We start from the raw sequence: 15,005 nt of genomic DNA, 5'->3' as shown, positions 1-15,005 counted from the left end.
ATCCCATATTAATTGTTAACTATAACCGGAATTTTGACAGGATGGAACAATTATCAAAATAATATCTTGTATAAATTGTGTCTATTATAGCTATTATTTAAAATTGGGTCTGCACCAAAAGAGTGTAAATAAACATAAAACTTGTAAACCTTATTCATCATAAGGATTATCGTTTTAGAAAAGGAGTGTGTGTTGAAAAAATTTTTAAAGGTAATTTTAATCTTATTAGTAATATTTATAGGAATTATGTTGGGAAGCATAATTTTAAATAAAACATATCATACAGAGTTTAAGTCTTTAGATAACATGGATCAAAAGATGTTAAAAGAATTAGCTACTATTTATAAGAGCTTTGAAGAATCGAGTGATAAACTTTGGAATGAAGATTATCGCTTCGAAAAAATGCCATTGGTTCTGATACGTAGTAATAAAGACGGGGGATTCTTTAGACAAGAAGCTTATGCAGTTAATGTAACGGGATTAGAAAATAGTATTTTTGCAAAGGAAATAAAAGTCTCAAATTCTCTGCATCTACCTAAAGTCTATCGCTTAAATCGTTTTGATTTTAGAACTATTTCTACCTGGTTTCCTTGGAACTTTGGGACAATAAATATTAATGATATGGATGTATTTTATTTAAAATATCATCCTAAAATGTTTAGTAATCCAGATTTATATTTTGATTTTTCATCTTTCTTATTACATGAAGGTTTTCATGCTTATAAACAAAAAGATTGGACATATGATGCAAATGGTGGAGAGTTTATTCACGAATATCCGATTAATAAAGAAAATTACGCGCTAATGGGATTAGAATTTAAGCTATTAGGTAAAGCAATGATTGATACAAGCCCAGAAAGTATTAATCAGGCATTATATGATTGGACAATTGTACGTAACTATCGCTATAAAAAATGGCCTCAATTAATTGGAGAAACAAAAACTGAAGCAATAGAAGGTTCAGCACGATACTTAGAGTATCGTTATAGTAAGTTAACTGGTGGAAATCTTATGGTACTTGCAAAGAAACAGAAGCCATATCATGTTACTTTTATGGAGGCGTTCAACTTCGTTGCTAATGGACAGGCAGAATCTCCAAAGTTTTTAGAGCGGAATATGAGATATGAGACTGGTTCAGCCCTTGAATTAAGCATGGACAAAGCAAATATTCCATGGAAAGAAGCTATTGAAGATAGTGCAACCAAACAAGGAAAGACACCATATGAAGTATTAAATACGTACTTTAATATAAATAATACGCCCACAATTGAAAATAAAATCAAAGAAATTAAAGAGAACAATGACTATGAAACACTTTTAGAACAAGGAGAAAAACTGGTTAAAATAAGTAACGAGTAAAGAAAATAAGATTTGAAAAAGAATTTCCTTTAATGAGCGTATTGAAGAGGATTCTTTTTTCATTTTATAAGTTATATAAACTACAGGTGTAATCAAAAAAGTTTAATTAAAAGAAGGAATCTCAAAATAATTATTTTTTATTAAAAGCTAAATTTAATGAAGAAGAAAACTTATTAATTGTAAATGGATCTAAAGAAAATTTCGAACAATATTTAAGACATTATCTTTTATACCGATTATGTTATTTTGGCGCTTTTAATTGCAAGTATATACTAAAGAGAGGATAGAAATGTACCACCTGCTTTTGCCTTTAGTTGTTCAATACGAGAAAAATGTGGAGGAATATGATGGAGTCAAAAATTCTTATTGTTGATGATGATAAAGAGATTAGAAATCTTATCTCTGTTTATTTGGAAAATGAAGGTCTGAAAACTCAAAAGGCAGAAGATGCTATTGAAGCTTTAAAATTGTTAGAAGAAAAGAAGTTCGATCTTATTATTTTGGATATTATGATGCCTAATATGGATGGTATTGAAGCATGTATGAAAATTAGGGAAGAACGAAATATGCCTATTATCATGCTATCTGCAAAATCAGAGGATATAGACAAAATTCAGGGGCTAGCGTCTGGTGCCGATGATTATTTATCAAAACCGTTTAACCCGTTGGAGTTAATCGCTAGAGTAAAATCCCAATTAAGAAGGTTTAAAAAATACAATACGCATACAGATAATAATAAAAGCATCTTAGAAATTGGTGATTTAACCGTGAATACAGATACACGTCAAGTATGGGTAAGAGGAACGGAAGTAAGGCTAACTCCAAAAGAGTTCGATATACTCAAACTACTTGCTCGTAACAAAGGAATTGTTCTCAGTGTTGCAAAAATATATGAAGCAGTTTGGAAAGATGCTTTTTATAAATCGGATAATACTGTCATGGTGCATATTACAAAAATAAGAGACAAAATTGAAGAGGATTCTAAACATCCAATTTATATTAAAACTGTTTGGGGAATTGGGTACAAAATATGAAGAAGGTTAGTTTTAGAAATAAGATAATTATAAAACTTCTTGGTGCTGTTGCAGTTAGTTTTTTTGTTTCGTTTGGTTTAACAATCCTCACTTTTCTATATGTCATAATACCATTAAATCTAAATCACTATCTTGATGATCTTAGTACATTTGAAAATAATATGCTTACATTTCTTATATTCGCGTTAGCAATCTTTACTTTTATAATCATTTTTTTGATATTGGTTCGAAAGAAAATAATATATTTAAAGCTCATTTCTGATAGTGTTAATGATATTGCCAATGGAAAGCTGGGTTTGACAATTGGGATTGAGGGAAAGGATGAATTGACTCATCTTGCTCAAAATATTAATTATATGTCCAAGGAATTGGAGAATACATTTGAACAAGAAAGACAATTGGAACGTACAAAAAATGAACTCATAACCAACGTATCTCATGACTTACGCACACCGTTGACATCTATTATCGGCTATGTAGATTTATTAAAAAGAGGGCAATACGACAGTAAAGCACAATTACAGGAGTATCTCGAAACCACTTATTTAAAATCACAGAGATTGAAATATCTAATTGATGAACTATTTGAGTACACCCGTTTATCAGACATCGATGCTAAGTTAAACATTAACGAAGTTGATTTATCAGGCTTGTTGGAGCAAATAGTTGGAGAATATATTCCTATATTTGAAAAGGCAGGTTTAAGTGTTCAAAAATCAATAACGGAAGAAACAATACCTATTTTCATGGATGTAGAAAAAATGGTACGTGTTTATGAAAATCTGTTTATGAATGCGAAAAAGTACAGCATGAAACCATCCGAATTATCAATATGTCTTGAACTAATAGGTAACAAAGCAATTTTGAAAGTATCAAATAAAGTCGAGAAGCCGCCTGTTAGCGATCCTAATAAATTATTTGAAAGGTTTTTCAGGGGTGATAAGGCCAGAAAAGATGATCAAGGAAATGGACTGGGACTCGCTATTTCAAAAAGAATTGTTGAACTTCATAATGGTAATATACATGCAGAATATAAAGTAGGCTGGATGTCCTTTATTGTTGAACATCCAATTAAATAGAATGGCTTATGGAATGAAAGGTTCCATAAGCTTTTTTTTAAAACTTAAGAAACTTCTTAAGTTAATAATTCAAGTAGGCCATTCATAGTAGAAATGATACTGACAAATTATTTTATTTATTACTATAAGGTGAATACTGGAATGAAGGGGAAGTTCATTGATATCTCTCCGAGTGTTTTTGCCTACAGTATATTTAAGGGGGCAATAAATACACTCACTCGTACTTTAGCACAACAACTTAGTGCCCTTGGTATTACAGTAAATGCAATTCTCCCGGGCATAATTAATACAGAAATGAATGCCGAGACATTGGGGAATCGAGATGGACAGAAATATGCTGCAGATTTATCGACTTTTAATAGGTGGGGAGAACCTAAGGATATAGCTGATATTGCAGGTTTTCTTTCTTCATCAGACAGTCGTTGGGTAACTGGTGAGTTAATTGATGCAAGTGAAGGAAAATGCTAAAGATGTAATTAGAGAAGAATAGCAAAAGTCATAGTAATACGTGGTTCTGGTGCAAATATAGTGATTTTTGAAAAGAGACCGACAGACCCTGTCAAGTAGACAATAAGAACAGGACTAAGCTACCAGTGTATCTCGATATTTAATCGGGACACACTGGTTTTATTTTTGTGTAAATGTGGAACAAATGTATTACTTACATTGTCTATTAAGTGTAATCCTAAAAAATATGAAAGTACGGATCATTTTGAAAAATACAAGGGTATTAAAAATAGGGATGTGTGTGGGAATACGAAGTGTCAGTGCCCTAAAAGGGTTTGATGAGATGGTCTATATGAAGATCCTAATGTCTTATATGTATATAGAATTTGATAACGCTGTCTATTTTTTGGGGGATTATGTTAGAATAACGTTTTTTTGAGTACAAAGATATTGGAGGTAACAGAAGTGAAAAGTATGTTTTGCAAGAGATTTATTACAATAGTAACAGTGCTTACACTATTTTGTAGCATAGCCGTTACATTTGGAAGAGCATCAGCGGAAACAGTTCCTGCTATAGACGTAGAAGCAGGATCAGCAATTTTAGTAGAAGCAAATTCCGGGAAAATTTTATATCAAAAAAATGCAGATGAATCATTAGCAATTGCTAGTATGACAAAAATGATGAGTGAATACTTAGTTCATGAAGCGGTGGATAAAGGAAAACTTAAATGGGATCAAAAAGTTAAAATTTCTGAATATGCATATAAGATTTCGCAAGATCGCTCATTATCAAACGTTCCATTAGAAAATGGTGGCTCTTATACGGTCAAAGAGTTATATGAGGCAATGGTAATCTACTCTGCAAACGGTGCAACAATTGCTTTAGCTGAAGAGATTGCTGGAAAAGAAGTCAATTTCTTGAAAATGATGAACGATAAATCAAAAGAGTTTGGAATGAAAAATTATAAATTTGTAAACTCTACAGGTTTAACAAACCATGATTTAAAAGGATATCACCCAGAAGGGACAACTCCAGACGAGAAAAATAAAATGTCCGCAAGAGATTGTGCGATTTTAGCACAACGTCTTATTCAAGATTTCCCGAAAATATTAGATACAGCAAAAATCCCTAAAAAAACATTCCAAAAAGGTGGCAAGTATCCGATTGATATGACGAACTTTAACTGGATGTTAAAAGGCTTAATTAAGCAATACGAAGGTGTAGATGGGTTAAAAACAGGAACTACTCCAGAAGCCGGAGATTGTTTTACTGGTACAGTAGAAAGAAACGGTATGCGTCTAATCTCTGTAGTTATAAAAGCAAACTCTCATACAGCACGTTTTGATGAAACAAAGAAATTATATGATTATGGATTTGCGAATTTTGAAGTGAAGAAGGTCTATGAAAAAGATTCAGTAGTAAAAGGTCATGAAACAGTGCGAGTAGCAAATGCAAAGGACAAAGATGTAGTTGTTCAAACGAAGCAAGCTGTTTCACTTCCAATGCCAAAGGGCAACAAAGACGTTTATAAAAAAGAATTTAAAGTATCGAATAAAGAACAAGAAGCGCCTATTAAAAAAGGTGTAACAATTAGTCAAATGATTATATCGCCTAAAGATATTACAGATCCTGGGTTCTTATCAGGTAAATCATTACAAGTAGACCTTGTAACAAAATCTGAAGTAGAACAAGCAAATTGGTTTATACGTTTAATGCGCGAAATAGGATCTTTCTTTAGCGGTATGTGGAATAGTGCGGTTGATATAGTAAAAGGCTAACTTTGTAGGATAAAACTAAATATTAGCCTGAAATAAAAAGTTTCAAAGTATTATAAATTCTTGTGTGGATGGCTTGGAATGTAAGATTGCATTAATTCTCAAATCTGGTTCTTCGGAACTTTCGGTATTGAAATCAAGCTAAGATAAATTTGTATCCATATAATCAAAAAACGCTATTCTTTTTGTAGAAATATACAGAAAGGATGGCGTTTATTATGAATTGTTCGATTCAAAGGGTTCTGGTGCAAGGTTAGTTTAATAAAGTTACATAATGAAAACACATTCATTATTCCATCAAGTGACAATAAAAATAAAAATAAATACCTGGTACTTATTCCTGTTATTAAATTTTATAAAAATTTAATAAAATCTTTTCTTCTTATTAAATATTTTGTTTTAAATTAATTATATAAAGAAATGGAGGCCGAAAAATGAATTTTTTAAAGAAATTTAAGTATCTTTTTATAGTGTTTATCCCTATGTATATAGTTATTCTTTAATTTCAATCGAATAAAAAAGCAAGGTATTCGAGAAAAAAGTACGGTACCATACAGAGAAAACGCTCTCCCATACAAAAGTAAATTGTACCGAAAGTGATAAAAGCGAATGTTATATGGAGGGAACTCCCTAATAAATTCACCTGAAAATCGGTAATTAATGAAACAAAGAATAATCAAATGATACATGATTACGAGTTAATATCCCCAAAAGATAGGATTACTAGTGACAATCTTTGATACTGACAAGTGAGGTGACGTCGATGAGAGGGACATTAATAAAAAGTGGAGTATTTATTTTGGTTTTAACAGTAGGGCTATATCTTACAAAATATGCATATGACCATCATACTAACCGAGTTAAAGTAAGAGACACGATTCAACAAATATCAATAGAGCATGGTATACCGCCATGGATTCCTTTATCTATTGCATTCCATGAAAGTAAGTTTGATCGAAACGCAATTGGAGATCAGGGCACATCATTTGGACTGTTTCAGCTTCATCGAGGTGGACTAGCACCTAAAGATTTAACGAACGAAGATTTGAAAAATGCAGAAACCAATACTCGAATTGCAATATCTAATATGATAAATGCATATAACCGTGGTTTACAGCAAAATTTAAAAGGACAAGAACTATTAAAATATGTTGCTAATACCTCAGGGTGGCCTGGGAATAAGGGTGTTCAATGGACAAATAAGCAGACAGACTATAACGAGGGTTTAGAAAACAKTTTTAAAATGTTTTCTAAACGACAATACGATTTTATAGAATGAAATTTCTTTTTTCTTTCTATTATTATATAACTTATGCCTAAATACGAAAGTTCCCTAAAACAGATACATAGATTGACTTTGTACTGCTTATATTAGGAATTTAAAGAAACAATATGTATAATTCTCCCACTACAATAGTATAGTGGCCTTTATTAACAGCAAAATCTACAATTTACAAGGAGAACATTTTATGAGTAAGAGAATAAAAGAATTAGATTCCATACGAGGGTTAGCGGCACTTACAGTGGTATTTGGACATTTTTGTTTAATGCTACCATCGTTGCCTAATTCTATTAAATTTTCCCCGCTTAGGTTTTTATGGGCTGGCGGGGAAGCTGTAATCGTTTTTTATATACTCAGTGGTTTTGTGTTATCTATGGCACTTTATCATTCAAAAACAAATTATTGGGGATATTTAATTAAGCGATTTGTACGAATCTATATCCCTTATTATTTTTGGATAATCATTACCCTTGCTTTATTTATTTTGTTCTCGCCGTATGAAGTGGCTGGACTACGGGATTGGTTCTATGATAGGTGGCAAGGGTCTATAACAAAAATAGATATTATAAACCATTTTGTGCTTCTTAATAACTTTTTTACGGAAAATTATAATCCAGTTATCTGGTCATTGGCTCAAGAAATGCGTATATCTATTGTGTTTCCTTTGTTATTCCTTCTTTTTTATAAACTGAGTTGGAAGAAAACGATACTATTTGCTTTGAGCTTTTCTTTAATTAGTGTTTTCCTTAATATGTTGCATATAGGGAAAGCAGAGGGATTTTATAATGGTTATGCCGATACACTGCATTTCACATCGATGTTTATGGTTGGAATGTTACTTTTTAAGCATCAGGAAAAGCTTATCTACTTATATAGGAATATGAAAAAATTTAATAAAGGATTTCTTATTGCATTAGGGATTATTCTATATTTGTATTCCATTTTAATTTATGGTTTTTCCCGTAATGATACTACTTTCTTATTAAAAGATTGGGGTGTCGTAATCGGTGTTAGTATATTTATAATAATGGCCATGAGTAACCTAAAAGTGAAAGCATTTTTAAATAAGAGTGTATTTGTATACTTAGGAGAAATTTCATACAGTATCTATTTGTGTCATTTTCCAATCATGATGGTACTATTTAAACTTTTGTATACAAAGATACCTATCTTTTTCCTTCTTACTTTGTGTATTTCAATGACAATACTTTTTTCTATAGTTTCGTATCATTTAATTGAAAAGAAATGTATCAACTGGGCAAAACAAAGAACAACAAATTTTCGAAAAAAAGTGTAATGCTTGAAGGAATTTTATTTCTTTAGTAAATATACGAATATGACCGATTCTTAAGTATATTAGGAATCGGTCAATTACGGATTCTATATAAATATACTAAAATTGAACAAATTTTTAATTTTATACTTAACTCCAAAAATCCTCTTACTAAAGAGAATCTTCGTAACGTTTTTCCAGACATAGCCGAAAGTACAATTAGTAAAACGCTAGTTTCCTTGTAGCTGCTTGGTCAAATAAAGCTGGTTTCAAGAGGAAGAAATGCTCAATGTATACAGGTTTAATTCTGTATTAATAATTATTAGGGGTAACAACATATCGCTATCTATATCTAAAATGTTATATAAAACTATTGAATATTTTATTCGTAAAAACAGAGGTGTAAAATGAATTTTATTTCCGAACTACTTGTTACCTTTGCATTTCCTACAATACAACTCACATTCTTGTTACTACTCATTTTTGTTTTTAGCTACTTTGTAGTATACAAAAAGGTATGTAAAGGAGGGGGGGAATTTACCGTACAACAAGTTATATTGTTTATATTGATAATAGGATATTATTCCCTTGTATTATCAGCTACTTCATTTGGTCGTCCAGATGATATAACTTTTGCAAGAACAATTGACTTTGATGTACTTAGTGTTTATAAAAAAGCATGGAATACCTTTTCATTTTCTTCTTTTTTCCATATCATTGTGAATATAGGTATGCTTTTTCCGTTAGGAATTTTATTACCTTTATTTAGTAATGTTTTTCAAAAAACAAAATGGATGTTAATCAGCTCAATTATAGCAAGTTTATTGATTGAAATCCTTGAATTTACAATGCAACGTGGAAGTATGGAACTAGCCGATTTACTTCATAATACTTTAGGAATGATGCTAGGATATTCTATGTTAAATATAGTTCTTATATTGTTGAAGAAAAAAGAAACAGATACACAAATGACCAAATATTTATTTCTTCCGATTACAGTAAGTTTTGTTGCACTTGGAATAATGATTTCGTATCAAATGAAGGAATTTGGGAATATGCCTTTAGATCCCATTACAAAAACAGACATGACTGATGTCACTATAAAAACATCAATAGAGTTAAAAGACGAAGGTAATAAAATGCCTGTTTACAAAGAGGAAATTACAAAAATGCCTAATGACAATGAGCCAGTTACAAAAAAATCACATATTCGAGATGTCGAAATTCTGTCTCCCAAAGAAGCATTTCAAAAACTAAAACAAGGAGACTTTGATCCTATAATATCTTTCAAAGCAGGTGATACATTAGTCATTACAGATTATAATATAGATTACTACGCTGATACAAAAGGCTTTTCTCAACCTATATATGTTTTTCAAGTACGCTTAAATGATAATGGGAAAGATAGTTGGTCTCAACCTATTTCTGCGAGAAGATAACGTAGATTTTCATGTTTTTGTTCATGTGAAATAGTTTAATCGAGTTGTCTTGCTCATTTGAAAAATCTCCTATGGAATTTAATTGAAATTGAAAAACATTTAAGAAGAACAATTACGCTGTGGGCTATTGTATAGTGTAGATATGAATAACAAAAAAGGGGGACTATATATGTGGAAGCGATTTGTAGCGATTGGTGATAGTTTTACAGAGGGGATAGGGGATGAAGTTGAGGGAATAGCATTAAAAAGCTGGGTAGATCATTTTGTTCAACTGTGTGTAGATGATTTAAAATATGCTAATTTTGCAAAACGTGGGTTAGTAACTAAAGAAATTCGCTCACAGCAATTGGAACAGGCATTAACTTTTAATCCAGATTTGGTTAGTCTAATTGCAGGTGCAAACGATGTTTTAAAAGGACGTTGGAATCATCATGCATATAAGAACGATATGGAATTTATGATAGATACATTAAGTAAAACAGATGCTGATATTATTATAGCAAACCTTCCAGATTTTACTGTTAGGCTTCCATTTCCTTCTGAAAAAAAACAAGTATTAAAAGAACAATTATTAGAGGCAAATGAAGTTATACTTTCACTAAGTAGAGAGTATAAGCTTCATCATGTTGACTTTTGGAATCATCATTTAGTTAATGACAATACGCTTTGGTCTACGGATTTAATTCATCCAAACTCAAAAGGATATGTAAAAGTTGCTGAATTGATTTTTAGTAGTTTGCCTGTACACGACTCTTTTAAATAAGCTGTAGAATGACCTAAACTCCTGTCGCATGCTGTACAGGGGTTTTTGGTGCGAAAAAGAAGGCTATAGAGTGCCTATAAATTATACTTTAAGTAATTCTTTTTATTGTTTATATTTTTGTTATTTTCTGTTGCAGAATCCTTAGTATAAGGATTCTTTTTTTGTATCAATAATCTATAAAGAAAAAAGATGAAATTGGCGAAAATGAACTAAAAGGTATTTTAAATGAATTGTTAAAACAACACTAATAATGATAACGTTCGCTAAATATATTCGTCGTTTGTAAGAATCTTAAAATCTTCCCTTTTTGAATGCAGCTTAACCATAAATTTAATTTTTTTGTAAATGTGGAACTATTTCATTACTTACACTGTCTATTAAGCGTTAAAACATTTTTTATTTAACATATTTAGAAAGGAATAATCATTTTTAATTAAGGGAGAAGATTGAATTGAAAAAAATATGGATGCTGCTTTTCTTTTGTTTTGGAGTTATGTTGGTAGGATGCAATAAAGATGAGCCGCCAAAACAAGCATTTGAAGAATATATCAATTTATGGAATGATAAAAAATTTACAAATATGTATGATTATTTATCAGAACATGCAAAAAAAACGATTTCTAAAAAGGAGTTCACAGAGAAATATCAAAAAATTTATGAGGGTATTGGAGTTAAGAATTTAAAAATTAAAACGAAAGGAGAGAATACTAAAGATAAAGAACTTTTTCTTTTTGAAGTTAATATGGATACGGATGGAGGAACAGTTTCATTCATCCATGAAGCAAAACTCGTGAAAGATAAAGATAAGGAATCTTGGAAAATAGATTGGACACCAGACTTCATTTTCCCAGGTATGAAAAAAGATTACAAAGTACGTATGCAAACAGAGCAAGGAAAACGCGGAGAAATATATGATCGAAATGGAAAAGGGCTTGCAACGAATGGAAAAGCGACTGAGGTTGGAATTATTCCAGAGAAACTAGGTGAAACGGCAGCGCAAACGAAAGAAATAGTAGCACAATTACTTGATATGTCTATAGAAGAGGTCGATCAAAAGCTCGCAGCGAAATGGATAAAACCAGATTCCCTTGTACCAATTGGTATTTTAAAAGAGGGAACCAGACAGAATGATTATATTGAATTAGAAGGAGTTTCATCTCGCCCAGTAAATATTCGTACGTATCCATTAGGAGAAGCAGCGGCACACTTAACGGGATATATAGGAAAGGTAAATGCAGAGGAGTTAAAATCGCTTCACAAAAAAGGTTATCAAGCAGATGATTTAGTGGGTAAGACAGGTTTAGAGAAAGTATTAGAGAATAAATTGCGTGGTGAAAAGGGTGGACGCGTATTTATGGAAGATGAGAACGGGAAAGAGATTAAAAACGTAGCAAAACAAGAAGCAAAAAAAGGGGAAAATGTTACGTTAACTATTGATGCTGCAATTCAAGAAAAAATCTTTAATGAGATGAAAAATGAAGCAGGATCTAGTGCAGCGGTCAATCCTAAAACGGGTGAAACAATCGCACTTGTAAGTAGCCCTGCTTATAATCCAAATACAATAGTTAGAGGAGCATCAAAAGCTCAACGGGAAGCATGGAATAATGACTCGAAACTGCCAATGATGAATCGCTTCACACAAGCATTTGTACCAGGTTCCGTATTTAAAACGATAACAGGTGCAATTGGTTTGGAAACAAACACAATAAATCCTAAGGAAGAATTTAAAATTCAAGGATTAAAGTGGACAAAAGATTCATCTTGGGGAAATTATTATGTAACACGTGTGAAGGATGCTAGTCCAGTTGATTTTGATAAGGCAATGAAGTACTCTGATAATATTTATTTTGCTCAACAAGCTTTGAAAATAGGAAAAGATCAGTATGTAAATGAATTTAAGAAATACGGATTTCATGAAAAATTACCAATTGAATACGAATTCCCTATTTCAATCATTGCAAAAGATGGGATAAAAAATGATATTCAACTAGCAGACACGGGGTACGGACAAGGACAAGTATTAATGACACCTCTTCATTTAGCATTGACTTATGCACCGATTGTCAATGAGGGTAACATTCCGTCACCGCATCTTATAAAAAAAACAAAAGAAGCGGGAAATTGGAAAGAAAATGTGATTTCTACCAAGAATCAAGAGATATTAAAAAGTGCGTTAATAAAGGTTATTAATGATCCTGATGGTGCTGGGAGAATTGCTAAAGTTGATGGTGTAACTCTCGCTGGTAAGACAGGTACAGCAGAACTGAAAGAATCGAAAGAAGCAGAGGGTAAAGAACTTGGGTGGTTTGCAGCTTTCGATGCAAGTGCGCCAAACATGATTGTTACCATGATGATTGAAGATGTAAAAGGAAGAGGAGGGAGCAACGTTCCAGGTGAAAAAATAAAACATGTTTTTCAGAAATAATACTTAATTAGAAGGTGAAATTTACTTCTTTAGTAAATATACAAACCTTACCGATCCAAGATTATATTAGGAATCGGTTAATTTATGTCTAAACGCAGATTTTATGATTTTAATAATCGTATTTAATTACGTGTTTTTTACACAATTAAATACGATTATTTTTTATTTAAAAATTATAAAACAACAAATTTTAAAATGTTAAATTAGATAATTGAAATTTAAAAAATAAGAGCTATTATACTTAACTTTATTTTCAGAAATATTACAAAGCTGTTAGTTTGAAGTAAGGTTATTCAATATAAGTAAGAGGGGAATTTCTTTATACTAAAAGATAAAAGTATTAATTAGATATTTCTAGATAATAAATAGATACATAAATAAAAGGAGCTAAATATATGTATAAAATCATGATTGTAGAAGATGACCAAAAAATTTCTAAACTACTTCAATCCCATATTAATAAGTACGGGTATGAAGGGAATATTACAGAGGATTTTGAAAATATTTTGGCTAACTTTGAAAAAATTCAACCTGATTTAGTTTTATTAGATGTAAATTTACCGAGTTTTGATGGTTTCTACTGGTGCCGACAAATTAGAACGGTCTCTACTTGTCCCATTATATTTATATCAGCACGTAGTGGAGAGATGGAGCAAGTTATGGCACTTGAACATGGTGCAGACGATTATATCACTAAACCGTTTCATTATGAAGTTGTAATGGCAAAAATCCGAAGTCATCTTCGAAGAATTTACGGAGAATACGCACCGAAAGCGGAAGAAAGAGTTGTTCAGCAATCCGGTTTAATACTTTATCCAGAAAAAATGGAATTAAAGCTAAATGATAGCATGTGTATACTGTCAAAAAAAGAAACTGTTTTACTAGAAACTCTCTTACGACAATCTCCTAGTATTGTTAGTCGAGAGAAAATTTTAGAAAAACTTTGGGATGACTATACGTATGTAGATGATAATACGTTAAGTGTAAATGTTACACGTGTCCGAAAAAAATTAGAGGGAATCGGAATAAAAAATGCATTAGAAACAGTTCGTGGTGCTGGATATCGTTTGAAAATAACTTGGAAGAATGATGAGGTATAATAATGAATTTATTTTTACGTGAACATATCCCTTTCATCTGTTTCTCAATCATTCAGCTATTTGTCGTTCTAACTGTTTATTGGCTGGATGGATATAACCACTTATCTACTGCGTTATATAGTGTGTTTTTAGGAGGATGCTTTTTAATTGCGTTTTTACTTTATCGCTACTTTAGCCATCGTAGATTTTATAACAAATTATCCAACCCTTCTGAAACATTAGAGGACTCCTTAGAAGAACTCGATTCCACTCCATTATCAGTAGCACTTCAGCGTGTGTTAAAGACACAATACAGTCAATATCATCAACAGTTAAAGACTTGGGAATATAAACAAAAAGAGCACCTTACATTTATTAATCAATGGGTGCATCAGATGAAAACGCCTCTATCAGTTATTGAACTGATCACACAAGAAGAGAATGGGGAGGTTTTTGAAAGTATTGTGGAAGAAGTAGATCAAATGCAGTACGGATTAGAAATGGTCTTATATATGGCGCGATTACAAACGTTTGAGCAAGATTTTTATGTGGAAAGAGTTTCGTTACAGGAAATCGTTCAAGAAGTAATCCGTGAAAATAAACGTCTGTTTATCCGTAGCTATGTTTATCCAGAAGTAAAAGTAAAACAAACTATTATGGTAGAAACCGATAGAAAGTGGCTTCGGTTTGTTATTCATCAAGTGATATCCAATGCCATTAAGTATTCAGCAGGAAGTAGAAAAAACGTTACTATTACTACATTAGAAGAAGAGCGCTCAGTAATCCTTGAAATACACGATCATGGTGTGGGAATTCCAAAAGAAGACCTCCCGAGAGTATTCCGCCCATTTTATACGGGAATAAATGGTCGGAAATTTAAGGAATCTACTGGGATGGGATTATATCTTGTGAAAAATATTATAAAAAGATTGGAACATGATATTGAAATAAAGTCGGAAGTAGGAAAAGGAACAACAATCTGTATTATTTTTCCTTATGCAAATCGTTAGAACGATATTTAGTTTGACTTTTCAGAAATATTACAGACC

The 15,005-nt window shown here is 31.6% G+C and carries 11 protein-coding genes and 2 pseudogenes; all 13 read left to right on the top strand.

Annotated features, from left to right (window positions below):
- Nucleotides 1-192 precede the first annotated feature (192 nt).
- The 13 genes and pseudogenes from AC1DS7_RS01170 to AC1DS7_RS01110 all read left to right on the top strand — a co-directional run bounded on the left by AC1DS7_RS01170 (nt 193) and on the right by AC1DS7_RS01110 (nt 14,966).
- A complete protein-coding gene (locus AC1DS7_RS01170) occupies nt 193-1,359 on the top strand; it encodes a hypothetical protein (protein ID WP_476998708.1) in 1,167 nt (388 codons plus the stop codon).
- Nucleotides 1,360-1,706: 347 nt separating this feature from the next.
- Nucleotides 1,707-2,393 (top strand): response regulator transcription factor, encoded by a 687-nt coding sequence (locus AC1DS7_RS01165; protein WP_002085507.1) that lies wholly within the window; start codon nt 1,707-1,709, stop codon nt 2,391-2,393.
- Nucleotides 2,390-3,472 (top strand): sensor histidine kinase, encoded by a 1,083-nt coding sequence (locus AC1DS7_RS01160; RefSeq protein WP_476998707.1) that lies wholly within the window; start codon nt 2,390-2,392, stop codon nt 3,470-3,472. Before AC1DS7_RS01165 ends, AC1DS7_RS01160 begins: the two co-directional genes overlap by 4 nt.
- Before the next feature lie 165 nt (nt 3,473-3,637).
- Nucleotides 3,638-3,940 (top strand): annotated as a pseudogene (locus tag AC1DS7_RS01155) (SDR family oxidoreductase); the annotation flags it as partial.
- Between the two features lie 444 nt (nt 3,941-4,384).
- The gene (locus tag AC1DS7_RS01150; RefSeq protein ID WP_476998706.1) at nt 4,385-5,698 is read left to right on the top strand and encodes a D-alanyl-D-alanine carboxypeptidase family protein; all 1,314 of its coding nucleotides are present in this window, start codon (nt 4,385-4,387) and stop codon (nt 5,696-5,698) included.
- Between the two features lie 760 nt (nt 5,699-6,458).
- Nucleotides 6,459-6,974 (top strand): transglycosylase SLT domain-containing protein, encoded by a 516-nt coding sequence (locus AC1DS7_RS01145; RefSeq protein WP_476998705.1) that lies wholly within the window; start codon nt 6,459-6,461, stop codon nt 6,972-6,974.
- A gap of 142 nt (nt 6,975-7,116) precedes the next feature.
- The gene (locus AC1DS7_RS01140; RefSeq protein WP_476998704.1) at nt 7,117-8,274 is read left to right on the top strand and encodes an acyltransferase family protein; all 1,158 of its coding nucleotides are present in this window, start codon (nt 7,117-7,119) and stop codon (nt 8,272-8,274) included.
- An 89-nt stretch (nt 8,275-8,363) separates the two neighbouring features.
- Nucleotides 8,364-8,495 (top strand): annotated as a pseudogene (locus tag AC1DS7_RS01135) (Fic family protein); the annotation flags it as partial.
- A 162-nt stretch (nt 8,496-8,657) separates the two neighbouring features.
- Nucleotides 8,658-9,689 (top strand): VanZ family protein, encoded by a 1,032-nt coding sequence (locus AC1DS7_RS01130; protein WP_476998703.1) that lies wholly within the window; start codon nt 8,658-8,660, stop codon nt 9,687-9,689.
- A 169-nt stretch (nt 9,690-9,858) separates the two neighbouring features.
- Complete coding sequence (locus AC1DS7_RS01125; RefSeq protein ID WP_002141809.1) at nt 9,859-10,452, top strand: SGNH/GDSL hydrolase family protein; 594 nt, start codon at nt 9,859-9,861, stop codon at nt 10,450-10,452.
- Between the two features lie 451 nt (nt 10,453-10,903).
- The gene (locus AC1DS7_RS01120; RefSeq protein WP_016101990.1) at nt 10,904-12,877 is read left to right on the top strand and encodes a penicillin-binding transpeptidase domain-containing protein; all 1,974 of its coding nucleotides are present in this window, start codon (nt 10,904-10,906) and stop codon (nt 12,875-12,877) included.
- A 395-nt stretch (nt 12,878-13,272) separates the two neighbouring features.
- The gene (locus AC1DS7_RS01115; RefSeq protein ID WP_476998702.1) at nt 13,273-13,977 is read left to right on the top strand and encodes a response regulator transcription factor; all 705 of its coding nucleotides are present in this window, start codon (nt 13,273-13,275) and stop codon (nt 13,975-13,977) included.
- A gap of 2 nt (nt 13,978-13,979) precedes the next feature.
- Entirely contained in the window at nt 13,980-14,966 is a 987-nt protein-coding gene (locus AC1DS7_RS01110; RefSeq protein ID WP_002017026.1) for a sensor histidine kinase, read from the top strand.
- The last annotated feature ends 39 nt before the right edge of the window (nt 14,967-15,005 follow it).

This window comes from Bacillus sp. P4_E1, from assembly GCF_056401715.1.
The sequence above is the reverse complement of the archived record's forward strand: the minus strand, read 5'-3'. Positions and strand labels throughout refer to the sequence as shown.

Bases quoted from the DNA above. Each gene is read 5' to 3' on its own strand.
- AC1DS7_RS01125 (WP_002141809.1), top strand. From the start codon at position 9,859: ATGTGGAAGCGATTTGTAGCGATTGGTGATAGTTTTACAGAGGGGATA.
- AC1DS7_RS01130 (WP_476998703.1), top strand. From the start codon at position 8,658: ATGAATTTTATTTCCGAACTACTTGTTACCTTTGCATTTCCTACAATA.
- AC1DS7_RS01115 (WP_476998702.1), top strand. From the start codon at position 13,273: ATGTATAAAATCATGATTGTAGAAGATGACCAAAAAATTTCTAAACTA.
- AC1DS7_RS01110 (WP_002017026.1), top strand. From the start codon at position 13,980: ATGAATTTATTTTTACGTGAACATATCCCTTTCATCTGTTTCTCAATC.
- AC1DS7_RS01165 (WP_002085507.1), top strand. From the start codon at position 1,707: ATGGAGTCAAAAATTCTTATTGTTGATGATGATAAAGAGATTAGAAAT.
- AC1DS7_RS01160 (WP_476998707.1), top strand. From the start codon at position 2,390: ATGAAGAAGGTTAGTTTTAGAAATAAGATAATTATAAAACTTCTTGGT.